At 46.7% G+C, this 16,369-nt stretch carries 18 protein-coding genes and 2 pseudogenes; 15 read left to right on the top strand and 5 right to left on the bottom strand.

Annotated elements, in window-relative coordinates:
* The 10 genes and pseudogenes from AB7S66_RS06880 to AB7S66_RS06835 form a co-directional block, all read left to right on the top strand.
* Positions 1 to 297: pseudogene (locus tag AB7S66_RS06880) on the top strand (hypothetical protein); the annotation flags it as partial.
* A complete protein-coding gene (locus AB7S66_RS06875) occupies positions 197 to 625 on the top strand; it encodes an FGGY-family carbohydrate kinase (protein WP_428518712.1) in 429 nt (142 codons plus the stop codon). The pseudogene AB7S66_RS06880 and the gene AB7S66_RS06875, both read left to right, overlap by 101 nt.
* Complete coding sequence (locus tag AB7S66_RS06870) at positions 601 to 1,050, top strand: GtrA family protein (protein WP_428518711.1); 450 nt, start codon at positions 601 to 603, stop codon at positions 1,048 to 1,050. Before AB7S66_RS06875 ends, AB7S66_RS06870 begins: the two co-directional genes overlap by 25 nt.
* Positions 1,051 to 1,305: 255 nt before the next feature.
* Positions 1,306 to 1,758 carry an aminotransferase class III-fold pyridoxal phosphate-dependent enzyme gene (locus tag AB7S66_RS06865; RefSeq protein ID WP_428518710.1) on the top strand — a complete coding sequence of 151 codons (453 nt, stop codon included), beginning with the start codon at positions 1,306 to 1,308 and terminating at the stop codon, positions 1,756 to 1,758.
* Positions 1,755 to 1,904, top strand: a complete 150-nt coding sequence (locus AB7S66_RS06860) for a hypothetical protein (protein ID WP_428518709.1) — start codon at positions 1,755 to 1,757, stop codon at positions 1,902 to 1,904. Before AB7S66_RS06865 ends, AB7S66_RS06860 begins: the two co-directional genes overlap by 4 nt.
* Before the next feature lie 65 nt (positions 1,905 to 1,969).
* The gene (locus tag AB7S66_RS06855) at positions 1,970 to 2,122 is read left to right on the top strand and encodes a hypothetical protein (RefSeq protein WP_428518708.1); all 153 of its coding nucleotides are present in this window, start codon (positions 1,970 to 1,972) and stop codon (positions 2,120 to 2,122) included.
* Positions 2,123 to 2,177: 55 nt separating this feature from the next.
* Entirely contained in the window at positions 2,178 to 2,699 is a 522-nt protein-coding gene (locus tag AB7S66_RS06850; RefSeq protein WP_428518707.1) for a class II aldolase/adducin family protein, read from the top strand.
* Positions 2,680 to 3,180 (top strand): hypothetical protein, encoded by a 501-nt coding sequence (locus AB7S66_RS06845; RefSeq protein WP_428518706.1) that lies wholly within the window; start codon positions 2,680 to 2,682, stop codon positions 3,178 to 3,180. Before AB7S66_RS06850 ends, AB7S66_RS06845 begins: the two co-directional genes overlap by 20 nt.
* Before the next feature lie 117 nt (positions 3,181 to 3,297).
* Positions 3,298 to 4,971 (top strand): BCCT family transporter, encoded by a 1,674-nt coding sequence (locus AB7S66_RS06840; protein WP_428518705.1) that lies wholly within the window; start codon positions 3,298 to 3,300, stop codon positions 4,969 to 4,971.
* Complete coding sequence (locus tag AB7S66_RS06835) at positions 4,964 to 5,647, top strand: S1 family peptidase (protein WP_428518704.1); 684 nt, start codon at positions 4,964 to 4,966, stop codon at positions 5,645 to 5,647. The genes AB7S66_RS06840 and AB7S66_RS06835 overlap by 8 nt, the downstream gene beginning before the upstream one ends.
* Before the next feature lie 183 nt (positions 5,648 to 5,830).
* On the opposite strand, the pseudogene AB7S66_RS06830 reads toward AB7S66_RS06835, so the two are convergent.
* The 5 genes and pseudogenes from AB7S66_RS06830 to AB7S66_RS06810 form a co-directional block, all read right to left on the bottom strand.
* Positions 5,831 to 6,342, bottom strand: a pseudogene (locus tag AB7S66_RS06830) (alpha/beta hydrolase fold domain-containing protein).
* Between the two features lie 248 nt (positions 6,343 to 6,590).
* A complete protein-coding gene (locus tag AB7S66_RS06825) occupies positions 6,591 to 7,649 on the bottom strand; it encodes a LacI family DNA-binding transcriptional regulator (protein ID WP_428518703.1) in 1,059 nt (352 codons plus the stop codon).
* Positions 7,650 to 7,737: 88 nt separating this feature from the next.
* Positions 7,738 to 8,829 (bottom strand): ABC transporter substrate-binding protein, encoded by a 1,092-nt coding sequence (locus AB7S66_RS06820; RefSeq protein WP_428518702.1) that lies wholly within the window; start codon positions 8,827 to 8,829, stop codon positions 7,738 to 7,740.
* A 70-nt stretch (positions 8,830 to 8,899) separates the two neighbouring features.
* A complete protein-coding gene (locus AB7S66_RS06815) occupies positions 8,900 to 10,117 on the bottom strand; it encodes an ABC transporter permease (protein ID WP_428518701.1) in 1,218 nt (405 codons plus the stop codon).
* A gap of 12 nt (positions 10,118 to 10,129) precedes the next feature.
* Positions 10,130 to 11,626, bottom strand: a complete 1,497-nt coding sequence (locus AB7S66_RS06810; RefSeq protein WP_428518700.1) for a sugar ABC transporter ATP-binding protein — start codon at positions 11,624 to 11,626, stop codon at positions 10,130 to 10,132.
* 271 nt (positions 11,627 to 11,897) lie between these two features.
* On the opposite strand from AB7S66_RS06810, the gene AB7S66_RS06805 reads away from it, so the two are divergent.
* The 5 genes from AB7S66_RS06805 to AB7S66_RS06785 all read left to right on the top strand — a co-directional run bounded on the left by AB7S66_RS06805 (position 11,898) and on the right by AB7S66_RS06785 (position 16,247).
* The gene (locus AB7S66_RS06805; RefSeq protein ID WP_428518699.1) at positions 11,898 to 12,356 is read left to right on the top strand and encodes an InlB B-repeat-containing protein; all 459 of its coding nucleotides are present in this window, start codon (positions 11,898 to 11,900) and stop codon (positions 12,354 to 12,356) included.
* Positions 12,357 to 12,359: 3 nt separating this feature from the next.
* On the top strand, positions 12,360 to 12,602 hold the full coding sequence (locus AB7S66_RS06800; protein WP_428518698.1) for a hypothetical protein: 243 nt from the start codon (positions 12,360 to 12,362) through the stop codon (positions 12,600 to 12,602).
* Positions 12,603 to 12,886: 284 nt separating this feature from the next.
* Positions 12,887 to 14,887, top strand: coding sequence for an FAD-dependent oxidoreductase (locus tag AB7S66_RS06795; RefSeq protein WP_428518697.1), 2,001 nt, complete (start codon positions 12,887 to 12,889; stop codon positions 14,885 to 14,887).
* Positions 14,888 to 14,985: 98 nt separating this feature from the next.
* Positions 14,986 to 15,543, top strand: a complete 558-nt coding sequence (locus tag AB7S66_RS06790; RefSeq protein ID WP_428518696.1) for a hypothetical protein — start codon at positions 14,986 to 14,988, stop codon at positions 15,541 to 15,543.
* Positions 15,544 to 15,662: 119 nt separating this feature from the next.
* The gene (locus AB7S66_RS06785) at positions 15,663 to 16,247 is read left to right on the top strand and encodes a hypothetical protein (protein ID WP_428518695.1); all 585 of its coding nucleotides are present in this window, start codon (positions 15,663 to 15,665) and stop codon (positions 16,245 to 16,247) included.
* The last annotated feature ends 122 nt before the right edge of the window (positions 16,248 to 16,369 follow it).

Genomic DNA, 16,369 nt, shown 5'->3' with positions numbered 1-16,369 from the left:
GAACTGGAGACAGCAGGAAAATGTCTTGAATGGGTCAAGGACCATCTTGCCCTGGATGAGATCAATCTCTATCTGGAGAAGAAACTGGTAACAGATTCTCCTGAGGCCATTGCCAAAAACCTCTATAACTATATGGCCACCGTGATCGATACCATACCTCATGGGAGTAATGGGGTGATTTTCACCCCTTGGTTGCATGGTAATAAGTGTCCCTTTGTGGATAGCAAGGCCAGGGGGGGTGTTCTTCAATTTGAGTTTGGAAACAGGAAAGACAGAAATAATCTGGGCAGTCACTGAAGGAGTCTGTCTGCATATGCGCTGGTTCTTGGAGATGCAGGAGAAGAAGATCAAAACTTCATCGGTTATCCGTTTTGTTGGGGGTGGGGCTTTCTCTCCCGTCACCTGCCAGATTCTCAGTGACATCCTGGGAAGAAGAATCCAGAGTAGTAAGAACCCGCAGAATGTAGGAGCGTTGGGAGTTGCCATTATTGCGGGTCTTGGACTCGGCCTTTACCAGAGTGAGAAAGAGGCAACTGATGCAATCCCAAAGGGGAGGGTTTATGAGCCAAGGATAGAGACAAAGAAGGGAAAGGAAGTTCCATGGAAGAAAACAACAATACAGTGATGACCGGAAAACAAAATCTCATCCAATTCGGAAAGTTCGTGCTCTTTTCCATCAGCGCGGGTGTTATTCAGGTATTGGTATTTACTCTCCTGGAGGAAGTGTTTCATCTCCAGTATTGGCCGAGTTATCTTACCGCACTCATTGCCAGTGTTATCTACAACTTCACAGTGAATAGGCGTTTTACGTTCAAGAGTGCAAACAATATTCCCAAGGCCATGACACAGCTTGGAATCTATTATCTTATATTCACCCCGCTTTCCACGTGGTGGGGCGATGCCTTGGTTGGCCTAGGTATCTCTGACTACCTTGTACTGGGTGGTACCATGGTGGTCAACCTGATCTCAGAGTTCTGTGTCAATCGGTTCATCATCTACAGAACTTCCATGAATACCCGTGTAAAACCGGTCAAAACACCATCCATCTAGGAGGAATGATAAGGATACCCGATTTGCAATCTCAACCTACCCTGATGCAGCAGGAATCTCGGAAAAACTTGATGCGTTGATCAAGAGCCCCATCTACAGTATTTCCAGATTTCCAGAAAGGCCTTGGCACACTACGAAAGAACATATTTTGATGTATCTTGCCCTCTTTCAAAAACCATGATAGGTGAGGCAAAACGCTATATCCCAAGTGGAGTACAACATAATCTTGCATTTAATCATCCCTTCCCATTGGTGATGAAGAAGGCAGAAGGAGCATATCTGTATGATATCGACGGGCACAGATATTTCGACTTTCTGCAGGCAGGAGGGCCGACGGTTCTTGGTTCAAATCCCCCGTCTGTCAGGGAAAAGGTTATTGAACTCCTGCAAGATGGTGGTCCGTCCACAGGTCTCTTTCATGAGTATGAATATAAGCTTGCGAAAAAGATTTGTGAAAGCATTCCCAGTGTTGAGCTGTTCAGGATGTTCAACTCAGGTTCAGAGGCATGCATGGCAGCAATAAGGGTTGCAAGGCTTGCTACCGGTCGGAAGAACATCATCAAGATGGGTGGAGCATATCACGGTTGGAGTGACCAACTTGCCTATGGAATACGGCTTTCAGGCACATGGAGTGCTCCTATCTCTTCAAGCATACCCAGGAATTTTTTCCCAACAACCTGGATGCCCTGGAGCGGACCCTGCGTTTGAATAAGCTAAGGGGAGGGACGGCGGCTGTCTTTATTGAACCGGTTGGACCAGAGAGTGGAACCCGTCCTTTGGACAAGAACTTCAACAAGGAAGCGGAAAACTCTGTCAAGCCTACCATGCTTTGTTGGTATTTGATGAGGTGGTAACCGGGTTCAGGATAGGCATGGCATGAGCCCATGGATTTTTGGTGTTTCACCAGATCTTACGGTATTTGGAAAGGTCATCGCAGAAGGGTATCCTGGAGCTGGTGGGTTTGGCGGGAAGCAGACTCTACACCAGTGCTGCGTATACCGAAGAAATGATCGACGAGTCACTGAAAGCCTTTGACCGGGTATTTTCCCAGATTGTATATATCAAGGATTGATGTATGGAACTTCAGGAAGCAAAAAAGGCAGTACTGGAAGCTACGAAGAGATTGGTTGCCTCGCATCTGGTTGCGCGTACATGGGGAAATATCAGCTGCAGGGGGGGAAGTAATCATTTTCCTTATCACCCCCAGCGGTAGGTCCTATGAGCAACTGACGGGGAATCAATTGGTTTTGGTATCGCTGGAAGGGCTAGCGTATACAGGCTCCCTGAAACCTTCCTCTGAGAAAGGAATCCATGCCCTGGTCTATAAAACGCATCCAAAGGTAAACTGTGTCATACACACCCCTCAGGAAATGGCCTCCCTGATGAGTCTGATTGGCAACAATATTGCCATCAGCGATGACTGGAGAGAATTGCTTGGAGAGACCATACCTACCTCACAATACGGATTGCCAGGTACCAAGGCTTTGATGAAGCAGGTAGGCAGGGTACTGAAGGACTATGCAACCCCTGCAGTCCTGATGGCAAACCATGGAGCACTCTGTTTTGGATCAAGTCCTCAGGCTTTCCCCACTTCTTTCTTCCCTCGAGGGGGAGGTGCAAACAACCATTATGGCAAGGAGGGATGGTGAGGAAGTGACGTATACAACCAATGACTCTCCTTCATTGCTGGAAATAGTAAAAAGGGTAATGAGGAGTAAGAAGGATTGCACCTATATCCTCTTGCTTGCCTCCCAAGAGATTCTGGAGGTAAGCAAGAGAGGTAAAACACTGAACGCGTATCTAGACGATTTTGCCCAGATCGCCGGACCCTCAGTGCAGATAGTTCAAGAGGAAACGACTGGCTTTCACGGTCTCAAGCATCGGGATGCACTGATTGTGCAGGGAGTAGGGGCGCTTTGTATGGGCAACAGTGAATCGGATGCTCATGCGGTGGCAGCACTGGTCCAGAAGGACAGCAAAGCTGCCTTGCTTGGGCTCTCATGTGCACAAGTGAAGCCACTTCCTTATCTGGATACCCATTTGATGCGCTATGTGTACAAGAAGAAATATGCAAAACTCGTCTGTTCGTCCATGGGGAAGGGAAAAGTAGCAATGCATAAAGGTATTTGAAAGTAATTGCTCATAGAAATGCACTTGCTGTTCTTGTCCTATAACGAATAAATCATCGACAATTTACGCCTATTGACAGATATCCTGTATTGGTTTTCAATCAGAACAGAATTATGATTGTACCAGCAGCTATATACAAGGAGCTTTGATATCAAACAGAATAAACCATCTACCAAACGCAAACTTGACTTTGACATCCATCCTGTGGTGTTCTTCACTTCTGCTTTTCTTATCATAGGATTTGTCATTGTATCGGTATTTTTCAACGAGATGCTGGGGAATATATTCAACCCTCTTCTCAACGGGATTTCCACCAACGCCGGCTGGTTTTTCACCTTGGCAGTGAACATTATCCTGGTATTCGTGCTTTATCTGATGTTCAGCCGGTATGGGGATATAAGACTGGGTGGGGACGATGCTGAACCGGATTTCAGTACCCTCAGTTGGTTTGCCATGCTCTTCTCCGCTGGAATGGGAATAGGCTTGCTCTTCTACGGTGTAGCCGAGCCGATGTTCCATTTCATGGTTCCCCCGGTTCCTGCTGCCTCTGCTGCTGAAGCTGCACAGAATGCCATGAAGTATACCTTTCTCCACTGGGGGCTGCATCCTTGGGCAATCTATGCCTTGGTTGCTCTTGCCTTGGCGTTCTTCAGTTTCAACAAGGGACAGCCACTATCCATTCGATCGATTTTCTACCCGATTCTTGGAGAGAAGATCAACGGAGGATGGGGCAACCTGATCGATATCCTGGCGACCATTGCTACGTTGTTTGGTGTAGCAACCTCCCTCGGGTTTGGTGTACAGCAGATCAATGCAGGACTGAATCACCTCACCGGTCTTGAGCAGAGCCCTCTTGTTCAGCTGTTCCTTATTGCAGGGATCACCACGATTGCCACAATCTCGGTAGTCAGGGGTCTTGATGCCGGTATCAGAAAGCTCTCAGAGCTCAATATTTGGCTCGCTTTATCCTTGTTGGTGTTTGTGTTCATCTTTGGCCCCACGCTTTTTATTGCAAACGGGTTTGTCGAGAATATTGGTGCATATCTAGCCTCCTTCGCTGAGATAGCTACTTGGAATGAAACATTTGAGAACTCTTCCTGGCAGAATGACTGGACTGTTTTCTACTGGGCTTGGTGGATTGCTTGGTCTCCCTTTGTAGGCATGTTTATCGCTCGTGTATCCAGGGGTAGGACCATCAGGGAATTCCTCATGGGAGTACTCTTGATCCCGACGCTTGTTACCTTCTTGTGGATCACTGTATTTGGAAACTCTGCCCTCTATATTGACCTATTCAAGGGAGGTAATCTCGGCCAAGGGGTAACTGAAAATGTTCCACTTTCTCTCTTCCTTCTGTTGGAACACTTCCCGCTCTCTTCCGTCCTTTCTGTTCTTGGGGTATTGGTGGTGGTGAGTTTCTTCGTCACCTCATCTGACTCCGGTTCCATGGTAATCGATATCATCACCGCTGGTGGTAATCCCGATCCACCAATTCCACAGCGTCTTTTCTGGGCGATCCTGGAAGGTGTGGTGGCTGCTGCTCTGCTGCTCAGTGGAGGACTTGTAGCGCTCCAGTCGGCGGTCATTGCAACTGGGCTCCCTTTTGCGGTGGTACTGCTTTTGCTTACCTATAGCCTTAAGAAGGGCCTGAACGAGTATACCGGGGTGCAGACGTTCTCTGTGAAAACGGGAAAACTGAAGGCCCGCCATTTCCAGATTGAGAGTGGTGAAGCTCCTCTTGTGAGATTCCATAAGAAAGCCAAGAAAAAACAGCAGGAGGAAACGGATGTTTAAGCAGATCAGCCAAAAATATGCAGGTGGATGCTTTTTCTTGTTACGACAACAACAAGAAGATGTGGTGGTCTTTCTGGGAACGGCCTTCCTCGTGCATGAACAGGGATATCTCCTTACTGCCACCTACTTGCTGGAAGAGAACTATGAGGGGTTGATGGTAGCTCGGCCCAGCAATCCGGAGGCGTTTTCTCCGCTCAGTCTTGATGTGGTCCAGGCAATTCCTGTGGAGGTTGTCAAAGCCGATCATACAACCAATACAACGCTGCTTCATTTCACGAAGCCCCTGATCATCGATACCCCTGACCATATAGTAGGTAATGTTGAATTCGTGCATCTGGGTTCATCGGTATTAGGATTTGGATTCCCTTTCGGACATGAGGACCTACAGAACCTAGCTGTACAGAGTGGAATTATTGCCTCAAAAGTTTCATTAAGGGATTCTGTGAATCTTTTCCTGTTCGACCGAGCCATGCATACGGGAATGGCAGGAGGTCCGCTTGTGAATTATGATGACGGGAGAGTCATTGGAATCATGATGGGCCTCTTTGTCCCAAAAGAAGAGGGTGGGGATTTTGTCCGAGGTACCCTTCCAGGGTATGAATCGAGTTTCAGTTATGCAATCTCGATCGAGTATGGAAAGGCTATGCTTGAGGAGTTGGGATTGACGCTGCGATAGTTTCCATCTGTTGCAATTTTCTAGAAATAAGAGCACTGTTTGAACTGAACAGTGCTTATGTTTTGTACGAGGAACTGCATTGTTGAGCGATGCCATTTCTGATCATCAAAAAGTGGATTGCTTCTTCACATACGCTTTTCGATTGCCTACGATCATCTGGGTACCGCTGCTTGCATGGTTCAGCTAAAACCCATGGATAGTCCCCTCAGTCTTCACCAGATACACTTCAATACCCGTCTTTTGGGGGCTCTTTGCGTACTCGATTGCCTCATTCCTGAGACAGTCGAACGCAATGACCTCAATATACATATTTGGCTGTTCCTCCAATGAGGTCATCTCATGTGGTGAAGTGTATGAATCCTTTTACCCTGGAGGTGGAGTTTCGACATCTTGGCATTGAGCTTTGCATTCCAGATAAGGATATCAACATATTTCTGCATGGAATCAGTGGATAGCCTTGCGTCCAGGACCGGATATATAAGCATCTGGAACAGTGGCATCTGTTTTGGGCTATCCCTGACCAGATGCGTTAACCCGGCAGACAACCCACCTCCAACACTATTGCCATGGAGTGCGATACGTCCAGGGTCGATGGAGAGTTCCTGTGTATGTTCAGCAATCCAGCGATAGACTGGGAAGCAGTCTTCCAATACACACGGGTATGGATACCTTGGTGTCAACCGATAGCCGGCCATGACCACCTTGCAGGAGCATCCAATGCCCTTTTGCAAATCCTCAACCAAATAGCGAACTCAACTATACACTACTGTCACTCACTACAGGGTATCATAAATTCAAATCTCAGCATACGGTAAGGAGATGCACAGGAAAGATTACAACCCTGTTTTCAATCCAAGTATGCCTTGAATGCAACACTGCTGAAGGGCCAACTTATGGTGTGATGTGTCCAGTAGCCAAGGTATTCAATTGGGAATAGCTAAAGCTATGCAATAGGACAGGTGTCTGATTGTTTATCTGTCATAGGGTAGGGGATACCCCCATTTGCCCGGATCACCTTTATTTCGGGACGAAGTTTCACATGTTCCGGGAAGTCTTCCCAGTTGCCATCCAGCCGTTTGAGAAGAAGGGTGGAGACTTCTCGACCAATCTTTTCACAAGGTTGTGCAACTGCATAATGGCAGAGCTTGAGCAGTGGAGCATAGCTGAGATAATCAAAACTTGCGAATACCAGGTGTTCCAGCTGATGGGGTGGGAGCATCTCCAATGCCTGGATGGTTGCACCCAGGTGCAGGGAATCATTGGCAATGAAAAAGGCTTCAGGATAATCTACTTCGCGAAGTGCTTGCCTGATGAGATACCGTCCAGAGGCCTGGGTCATAGCATCCTGATGATAGACAAATCGATTCTCGACTTTCAGACCTTGTTCTTTCATTGCCTCCAGATAGCCGTACAATCGTTCATGTGCCGTATGTATGCTGAGATCCCCTCCGATATATCCGATTCTCTTATATCCTTCATGCTTGAGCGCCATGATCATCTGACGAACCCCATATCGGCTGTCGGTTTCCACAAAATCAACCTTGAGTCCTTCGATGCATCGGTCGACCATGACCAATGGGATCCTTGACAATGCGTTTGTCTGGAAGTGCCGGCCATCTGCCCCTGCAGGCATCACCACAATCCCATCCACGTTTCGCTCAATGAATATCTGGAGTTTTCGCTTCTCTTCTTCCACTGAATCGTTGGAAGATGTGATGATCAATGAATATCCGTGGGGAGCCAGGCAGCGTTCAATGGCCTCAACCACTTCCATGAAGAAGATGTTGGAAAGTTCTGGGGCGATAATACCGATTGTCTTGGTATGCCGAAACTTGAGAGAACGTGCCACTTCATTACGGTTATAGCCAAGCACATCCATGGCATCCAATACTTTTTTCTGTGTGTGTATGTTTACAGTTTCCCCATGGTTGAGTACACGGGAAACTGTAGCAATTGACACATTCGCCGCTCTTGCAACATCTTTGATGGTAGGGGATGCCATGATGGTCTCCTGAGAAAAAAGGGCCAGCCGGTACAAATGCCGGTGACCCTTCCAAACTTATGAGATGCAATCTCTGTTCAACGGTTCATCAATCGTAGATCAAACCCTTGATATCTGCATCATCCATGTTCTCGTAGTTGTAGAACTTTGCACCGGTGTCGACATCGGAAACCGGCTCACCCTTGTAGGCTTTGTATGCCAGTTCAACTGCCTTGTAGCCAATCTGGTAGGGGTCTTGGGTAATGGAACCGAGGAAGTACTGGTTACGAACGGCATTTTTCTGTGCAGCGCCTGCATCATATCCGATTACCACCACATCCTTGAATGCGGGATTACTCTTCAAGGTTGCCCCATCGTTGGTTGCAGCCAAAAGACCCTTGACCGTTGCCTCGTTGGAACAGAAAATTCCCAGGATATTGTCACTGGTCACCTTGTTCAGCATTGCCTGTGCTGCGTTGGTTGCGTCAGTCATGGCGGCAGAAGCGGGGACAATCATCTCAATGAAGACTTTTCTTCCCGTTGTTGGGCTGTCTGGGGCAATGTAAGCAGTGTTTCCGATTACTGCAATATCACTCTTGCTAAGCGAGGTCTTCTCATCAATCAGCTTGATCATGGTGTCTCTGAATCCCTTGCCACGGCTGAGCAACGATTCTCCCGAAGCATCCTGATTCATGACGACAATCTTGACAGGCTTGGCGATTGAGGCAGCCTCAATTCTGTCCTTGATCACTTCAAACATCTTCTCGGCAGCCATACCTGCTGCGGCATAGTTGTTTGTTGATGCATTCGCCCAGATGGAACCTTCTGGAGCTTCCGGTACACCTGAGTCAAATCCAATGACAGGAATACCTTGATTCTTGGCCTGTTGGAGCTGGTCAAGTACGCTACTGGTATTCAAGGCCGCCAAGGCAATTGCAACAGGGTTCTTTGCCATTGCATTGTTGAGCATCTCGACCTGGATTTGTACATCACTTTCTGAAGGAGGACCTTCAAAGGTAATATCAACCCCATAGTCTTCCGCAGCCGCATTGGCACCCAGTTTCACTTGCTGCCAGAAATCGTGTTGTTCTCCTTTTGAAACAACAGCGATATAAGGCTTTTGCTCCTTTACTCCTTCCGCAAACAGAACAGTGGAAGTAATCAACACGAGAACCATCAGAACGCCTAAGGTCTTCTTCATAACTAATCCTCCTATTTTCTACCGGATCAAATAACCCGGATTTGCTATATACAACGGATATATTCCGTTATCATTTCAAGAATTCCTTTTCCCTCTTACGCAGGGCTGCTCTCTGCGCTTTTTCTTCCCGTTTCAGGACACGATATTGTGTATGCATTTCCAGACGAAGCTTCGCTAGTTTTTTCTCCAACGCTGTTTTGGTTGCAGGATCAGCAGAGGTCATCTCTGCCTTCAGTTGAGAGATCCTCAACAACATCTCCTCCTTGTACCTGTCAGCCTCGGAGAGGATGCGCACCTCTGATGATTTTTTCGTCCGATAAATATCGAGCATGACAGCGCCCAAAACAACCACACCGGTAAAGAATGTCTGGTATTGTGACTGCAGATCCATCGATGGCAATCCAGCGCGTAATACACTCATGATATACACACCAATCATTGTCCCAAAGACTGAACCCGCACCTCCGCTGAGACTGGTTCCCCCGATAACGGTTCCTGCTATGGCATACAATTCAAAACCCTGGCCTTGGGCCGGCATAACGGTGGTGTAGACAGCAGCAAAGGCAATACCGCCGATACCGGCAAGGAATCCGCTGATCACATAGGCCATCATCTCCCATTTTGCGACATCAATACCACTGAGGCGTGCTGCCTCCTTGTTTGAGCCAACAGCAAAGATATATCGCCCCATTTTCGTCCTGGTAAGAATGATATATGCGATGAATGCTGTGCCGAAGAGTACGATGGCACCGGTGGGGTAGGATGTGTTGTCTTCAGCAATGAACTTGAAGATTCCTTTGAACCAGCTATCTTTTGCTCCACGAGCAGGGAAGGTGGCACTACGTACATTTGAGACGATTGAACCGGTACCCAAGCTGATCATCATGGTACCCAGAGTGGCGATGAAAGGTGGCAACTTCAGTCGGCTTACCATGATGCCATTGAAAAGGCCAAAGGATGTTGCAACCACAATGATGAGGATCAATGAAAGCCACATTGGCCATCCCCATGTCTTGTATGCTGTTCCACCGATGATTGTTGCTGCCATCATTACCGTGCCGCAAGAGAGATCAATCCCCCCTGTGATGATGACAAAGGTAACCCCGATGGCCAGGAACCCAATGTAGTAGGAAGAGTCAAGGATGTTTACCAATGTCGTATAGGAGAAGAAGTTCCTGCCAAAAAGTGAAAAGAATGCATAGATGATGACGAGAGCCAGTGGTGCAAGCAACTTTTGTAGATTCAATCCTTTCTTTTTATTCAACTCAACCATATCCTTCGTTTTCATCCAGGGTTACTCCTATCCATGTTGTGTAGCCAATTCCATGATCTTTTCCTGGGTTGCCTCTTCTATTGGAAGGAACCCAGTGAGTTTTCCTTCACACATTACTGCAATCCGGTCACTCATTCTCAGAATCTCATTCAGTTCACTGCTGATCATGATGATGGACTTGCCTTCCTTGACGAGTTCATTCATCAGGTGATAGATCTCACTCTTTGCCCCTACATCGATTCCCCGTGTTGGTTCATCGAAGATGAGGATGGAACAGTTCTTGATAAGCCACTTTGCGATAACCACTTTCTGCTGGTTTCCCCCAGAAAGATTTTGCACGAGTTGGTCCAGTGAGGGTGTCTTTATATTGAGTTTCTCTACATTCTCTGCAGCAATCTGATGTAGTTTGGAGCGGGGAAGGAAGAGGTTGGGGCAGAGGTCTTCATACGAAGCCATGATGGCATTGGATTCAACCGAGAGCTTGAGCGCCAGGCCATAACGTTTACGATCTTCTGATAGGTATCCAATGCCATTGAGTACTGCATCTTTTGGGCTTTCAATGATAGTCTTCTTTCCATCGATATAAATCGAGCCAGAGGCTTTATCGGCACCAAAGAGAGCACGCATGGTCTCAGTCCTGCCCGCACCCATGAGTCCAGAAAATCCAAGTATCTCACCCTTGTGCAACTCGAATGAGATGTTCTGTACAAGTTTGCCTGCATTGAGATTCTCGACCTTCAGGACAACCGGTGCACCATCAGGAACATTGCTTTTCGCTTTTGGCTGTTCATAGATGACCCGTCCAACCATCATGTTGATCATCTCATCCTTGCTTAACTCCTTGGTCAGTTTGGTCCCCACATATTCACCGTCCCTAAGTACGGTAACTCTGTCGGTGATGATGCCGATTTCATCAAGACGGTGGCTGATGTAGATCATACCAACGCCTTTCTTTGCCAAATCTTTCATGATGGCAAACAGGTCCTTGATCTCACGATCAGTCAATGCGGCAGTAGGTTCGTCTAGGATAAGAATCTTGAGATTATGGGAAACAGCTTTTGCAATCTCAACCATCTGTTGCTTGCCAACAGTAAGATCCCGTACCTTTTCTTCTGGGTCTATGGACATATTCAGATGAGCGAACAACTCCCTGGCTCTCTTGTTTTGTGCTTTCTCATCCAAAAACAAGCCGTGGTGTTTGGTAGTCTCTCGTCCGATAAAAAGATTTTGTGCTACTGTGAGATGCTCCATCATATTCAGCTCTTGGTGCACGATTGCAATACCTGCATCCAATGCTTCCTTTGGGCCCTGTGGATTGAACAGCTTACCCATATAATGGATTTCACCTGAGTCTTTTGGGAATATACCAGTGAGGGCTTTCATGAGCGTTGATTTTCCAGCCCCGTTTTCACCGACGATTGCATGAATCTCTCCCTCATGCAAATCGAAGTCCACACCCTTGAGTGCATGTACTCCGGCGAATCGCTTATCAATTGCTTTCATCGACAGGATTACGTTACTCATTTCCGTATCTCCTTGTACAATTGTATTATTTGCACGTCAATTCTTATCTGTCAAGGAAAAGTTGTAAACGTTTACAATAATACAATTTAGAGACAAGAAAACTTACCTTTGGTGATGTTTTATACTAATATGATGTGACCTCTTGTCAAATATAATCTTTGTTTTCTTTTTTCTCCAGTTTGCTCGAATACATGAAAAGGATTGATAGACAGCAAATCAGTTGTTCGGCACTTGACCATTCTGATATGCGTGGATTGGATACCATAGGCCAATGGTCCGCCTTCAGCCCTTTCTGTCTAGAAACGTGAATCACCACAGGGGTGTCAACATAGTTACATCGAAGGATGCACAATACGGGCAGGCATGGGATTTCAAGAAGGATGTCATTCTAGACGATATGACGTTGTATGCAAAATGGACGGGTAATGAGTATACGGTTACATTGGATAAGAACGGAGGTGAAGGAGGGACAACCAGTGTGAATGTACGCACTGGTGATGCCATGCCGTACGCAGTCGCACCCAAGAAGAGCGGATATTCATTTAAAGGGTACTATGAAGGGAAGGATGGCGAGGGGATTGCCTATTATTCTGATAAAATGAAGAGCCTAAAAGCATGGGACAAGTGTGATTCTACAACTCTGTATGCAAATTGGGGAATACCTATATGGATTTCTCCAATACCAATGCCAAAACGAATGCGAAAGGGCCACATATGGCGTTTGATGTAATCAATGACTGTGACAAATGACCTACTGACCAACAAGAAAACCTATGGAAAGAAGGTTGTTGTAGTTGGAACTGGCTTGGTCGGATGCAAGACAGCCTGTCACTGTACAAAGGTGCTCTCATTAGAAGATGGAAAGGTCATCTATGAGAAGGCCGGCAAGAAACATACCCTTGAAGCCGATACAGTAGCGATTGCTGCTGGATATAAGGAAAATAGGAGTTGTAAGATGCACTTTCTGACAAGGTAGACTGTACATTGCCAGGTGATGCCGAGTATCCAGATGATATTTTCTCTGCAGTGCACCATGGATTCGCTGTATCTGATCCTTTCATACACACAATTGCTCTACAATAGGAAGTGCTTTGCAGCACCTCCTATTCTTGCATAAAATGAGTAATAAGCACAAAAATATGGCGTTAAGAACAGTGACATGCTTCATTCAAGAAAAAAATAACGATTGCTCATATGAATACTTGACACTAGCAACTAATCATATTATTTTTTCTTCGTTCGTTACACGAGGAGTTATTAATGAAGAATGTATTGATCATAGGCGGTGTTGCAGCTGGTGCAACGGCAGCAGCAAGAGTACGTAGACTTGATAATGATGTGAATATCACCCTCTTGGAGGCTGGAGCAGATGTTTCGTTTGCAAACTGTGGCCTTCCTTACTACCTTGGCCGGGATATTGAATACCGGTCTTCCTTGATTCTTGCAAGTGAAGAGACGTTTCATGAGCAGTATCGCGTTAAGGTACATACCCATACAGAGGCACTTGCAATAGACCGTGAAAAGAAACAGGTCAAAGCATTGAATAACGTTACAGGAGAGGAGCATGTGTTTCCTTACGACTCCCTGATTCTCGCACAGGGGGGGAAGCCGGTCGTACCACCTCTCCCTGGTGTCAATAAGGAACATGTTTTCCAACTCTGGACCCTTGCAGATATGGACAGGATTGACCACTACATCAATGAGAAAGACCCTAAGAAAGCAGTAGTAGTCGGCGGTGGTTTCATAGGCCTGGAGATGGTTGAGGCACTCACCAAGCGCGGGATCGCTGTAACACTGGTAGAGATGGCACCCCAGGTAATGCCCAACCTGGAAGGGGAGTTTGCAGGGTTTATCACGAAGGAACTATTGGACTATGGTGTGAAGCTCAAACTGGGTAAATCTGTAGAGGCCATTGAGGACAATAAGGTGCTTATCAATGACGGTACCTCCATCGATACTGATTTTGTCCTGCTTTCAGTAGGTGTTCGTCCTACATTGCAACTTGCAAAGGACTCAGGTCTTGAGATAGGTTCTTCTGGTGGACTCAAGGTTAATGCACAGATGTGCACCAGTGATCCTTCCATCTTTGCTGCTGGGGATATGGTGGAAATCTCCCACAATATCCTTGGGAAAAATGTGAGGATGCCACTGGCAGGGCCTGCAAACAGACAGGGAAGAATTGTTGGAGAGAATGCTCTTGGAGGGAACCGTACCTACAAAGGTGTTTTCGGTAGCTCGATCGTAAAAGTATTTGAGGCTATTGCCGGTTCTACAGGGTTGAGTCTAAAGGCAGGGAGGGATGCAGGTCTCGATGTTGATGCTGTGGTCGTACACAAGGCAAGTCATACTGCGTATTACCCAGGTTCAGAGAAAGTGAGTTTGATGCTCGTTTTTGATAAAAAGACCAAGAAAGTGCTTGGGGCCCAAGTCGCTGGACGGGTAGGAATAGATAAGAGAATCGATGTTATAGCAACTGCAATTGCAGGTGGCCTGACACTTGAAGATCTTGCGGAACTCGACTTGGCCTACGCTCCTCCGTTCAACTCACCGAACGGCCCTGTAAACATGGCCGCATTCACTGCAATCAATCACAACAGTGGGTTCAGCCCCTCTGTTCTGGCACAGGACTTCGAACACTTCGTCATGGAACAGCAGCCTATTGCAATCGACCTTCGTGATCCTATCAGCTATGGAAAGGCCAATCTACGCGGTACCAACAACTTGAGTCAGGATATGATCAGGGAGAATCTGGACAAGATTCCCAAGGAGAATCCGATCATCCTCATCAGTGATGATGGGCAGAAAGGTCACGTAGTACTCAGAATGCTCAAGGGTGCAGGGTTCGACCGTGTGTTTAACCTGAGTGGTGGCTATATCAGTCTAGAGCGACATGCCAGAGCCATTGGTTTCCAGTATCTTCAGGTCGGAAAGTATCCGATTGTAAAAAAATCTGTAGAGGATTCCAAGGAGACGAAGAGAGAAGAAGCTGATGAATCTGTAGCACTTGCTTCTGAAGGTCCGATTGTGCTTGATGTCCGTACCCCGATGGAATTTGAGATGGGTGCATACCCAGGTGCCATCAATGTTGGACTCGATTCCCTGCAGGAGTGGGCTGAAGGCATTGAAGACAAAGATCGAGAGATCATCATCTACTGTGCTTCAGGAGCCCGTTCCAGCTATGGCATGCGTATCCTCAACCAGATGGGATTCACCAACGTGGAAAATGGTGGTGGTCTGCATAATATGATGGCCAGGGGGTAATCATTCTGTTTGTAAACAAGCCTGGTTTTCCCGATTGACGGGAAGACCAGGCTTGTTCTTCCTATGCCAAGTCTCGTATGTATGGTATATGGCCTTTCATGAAAACCATGAGAAATCTTCTGATCCTCAGCTTTGCTCTTTTGCTTGGGCTGCTTTCTTCTTGTGCCTCGACACAACTATCCAGTGATATTGATATGTCTGATCCCGGAAGAGAGGACCTACAGGTCCTTATGACTACCCTTGAGAATAATCATCCTGATCTGTATAGCGTGAACAAAGAAAAGGACTTCAAGGCATTATATGAGGAAATATTGGTATCGGCTCTCCAAATGGAAGATATTGAATTCTATATCGCCTTGTGTGAACTCGTTGCCCAGGTTGGTGATTCCCCTACAATGATTGGATTTCCCAAGGACATCGCTGCAAGCTTGCATGCGCTTCCCATCCAGATTGCATATGTCAACAATGCATGGCGCCTGATTGTGGTAGAGAAGAGCAAAGAACCAATGCTTGGTTCTGAAGTGCTCAATTTCAATGGGGTGTCCATTGAGCAGATAATGGAAAGGGCGGAACCTCTGGTTGGTATGATAATCAGGTATGGTTCAACCAGAATGTTTCCCAGCTACTCAACGTTGCAGAGTTCTACACATATGTAGGAATAACAGAGAATCCTAGTGATCCCATTACGCTTACCATCGACCACCACACCGGTCAGAATGTTTCTTCATCTTCAATCACACCAATTTCAATCACTGAGTTTTTCCAGAAAGAGTTCGTGACTCTGTATGACAATCCTTCCAGTACCGGTAGTGCACGTGTCTACTACCGGACTGAGTTTTTGGACACACAAGAAGATATACTCTTCATCCGATACAATGGCTGTGCCTCTGACCCTGCTTTCCCCATCGATGCCTTCATCGAGGAGACCTTGGCTCTTGTATCCTCCAAGAAACCTGCCAAGATCATTGTTGATCTCAGATATAATGGAGAAGGCGACTCAAGCTTGGCAGAACCCATGATTGATGGATTGGCAGTGTATCAGAGAGCACAGGGTTTTACCCTGGATGTGTTGATTGGAGAGCGTACACTCTCTTCTGCCCTGATGAATGCAGTACAACTCAAGCAGCGCTCAAACGCAACGCTTGTGGGAACTCCCACGGGAGGGAGCGTGAATCACTTTGGGGAAGTGAAGACCTTCACCCTTCCCCATAGTGGGATTCCCGTACAATACTCGACAACGTTCTTTGTCATGGACAAGTCACATCAGGGTGGTTCCCTACAACCACATGTATCGGTTACTGCCACTGTTGAGGATTTACTCTCGGGAGTTGATACCGTGGTTCAGACACACATCGAATGATCGGGGTTAGTACACTGGAAAGAGCATGGAAGGGCGAACCTGTTTCCCTATCTGTCAATATTGTGTATCGATTCTTGATATACCATATATTCTGGTTAAATGGTCTGAATTACCATGCATAT

Origin of the sequence: Sphaerochaeta sp., from assembly GCF_050178175.1 — a bacterium.
Lineage (GTDB): Bacteria > Spirochaetota > Spirochaetia > Sphaerochaetales > Sphaerochaetaceae > Sphaerochaeta.
The sequence above is the reverse complement of the archived record's forward strand: the minus strand, read 5'-3'. Positions and strand labels throughout refer to the sequence as shown.

Coding starts and splice junctions, on each gene's coding strand:
- AB7S66_RS06875 (WP_428518712.1), top strand. CDS start 197: ATGGTAATAAGTGTCCCTTTGTGGATAGCAAGGCCAGGGGGGGTGTTC.
- AB7S66_RS06870 (WP_428518711.1), top strand. CDS start 601: ATGGAAGAAAACAACAATACAGTGATGACCGGAAAACAAAATCTCATC.
- AB7S66_RS06865 (WP_428518710.1), top strand. CDS start 1,306: ATGAAGAAGGCAGAAGGAGCATATCTGTATGATATCGACGGGCACAGA.
- AB7S66_RS06845 (WP_428518706.1), top strand. CDS start 2,680: ATGGCAAGGAGGGATGGTGAGGAAGTGACGTATACAACCAATGACTCT.
- AB7S66_RS06835 (WP_428518704.1), top strand. CDS start 4,964: ATGTTTAAGCAGATCAGCCAAAAATATGCAGGTGGATGCTTTTTCTTG.
- AB7S66_RS06825 (WP_428518703.1), bottom strand. CDS start 7,649: ATGGCATCCCCTACCATCAAAGATGTTGCAAGAGCGGCGAATGTGTCA.
- AB7S66_RS06820 (WP_428518702.1), bottom strand. CDS start 8,829: ATGAAGAAGACCTTAGGCGTTCTGATGGTTCTCGTGTTGATTACTTCC.
- AB7S66_RS06815 (WP_428518701.1), bottom strand. CDS start 10,117: ATGAAAACGAAGGATATGGTTGAGTTGAATAAAAAGAAAGGATTGAAT.
- AB7S66_RS06810 (WP_428518700.1), bottom strand. CDS start 11,626: ATGAGTAACGTAATCCTGTCGATGAAAGCAATTGATAAGCGATTCGCC.
- AB7S66_RS06805 (WP_428518699.1), top strand. CDS start 11,898: ATGGTCCGCCTTCAGCCCTTTCTGTCTAGAAACGTGAATCACCACAGG.
- AB7S66_RS06800 (WP_428518698.1), top strand. CDS start 12,360: ATGACTGTGACAAATGACCTACTGACCAACAAGAAAACCTATGGAAAG.
- AB7S66_RS06795 (WP_428518697.1), top strand. CDS start 12,887: ATGAAGAATGTATTGATCATAGGCGGTGTTGCAGCTGGTGCAACGGCA.
- AB7S66_RS06790 (WP_428518696.1), top strand. CDS start 14,986: ATGAAAACCATGAGAAATCTTCTGATCCTCAGCTTTGCTCTTTTGCTT.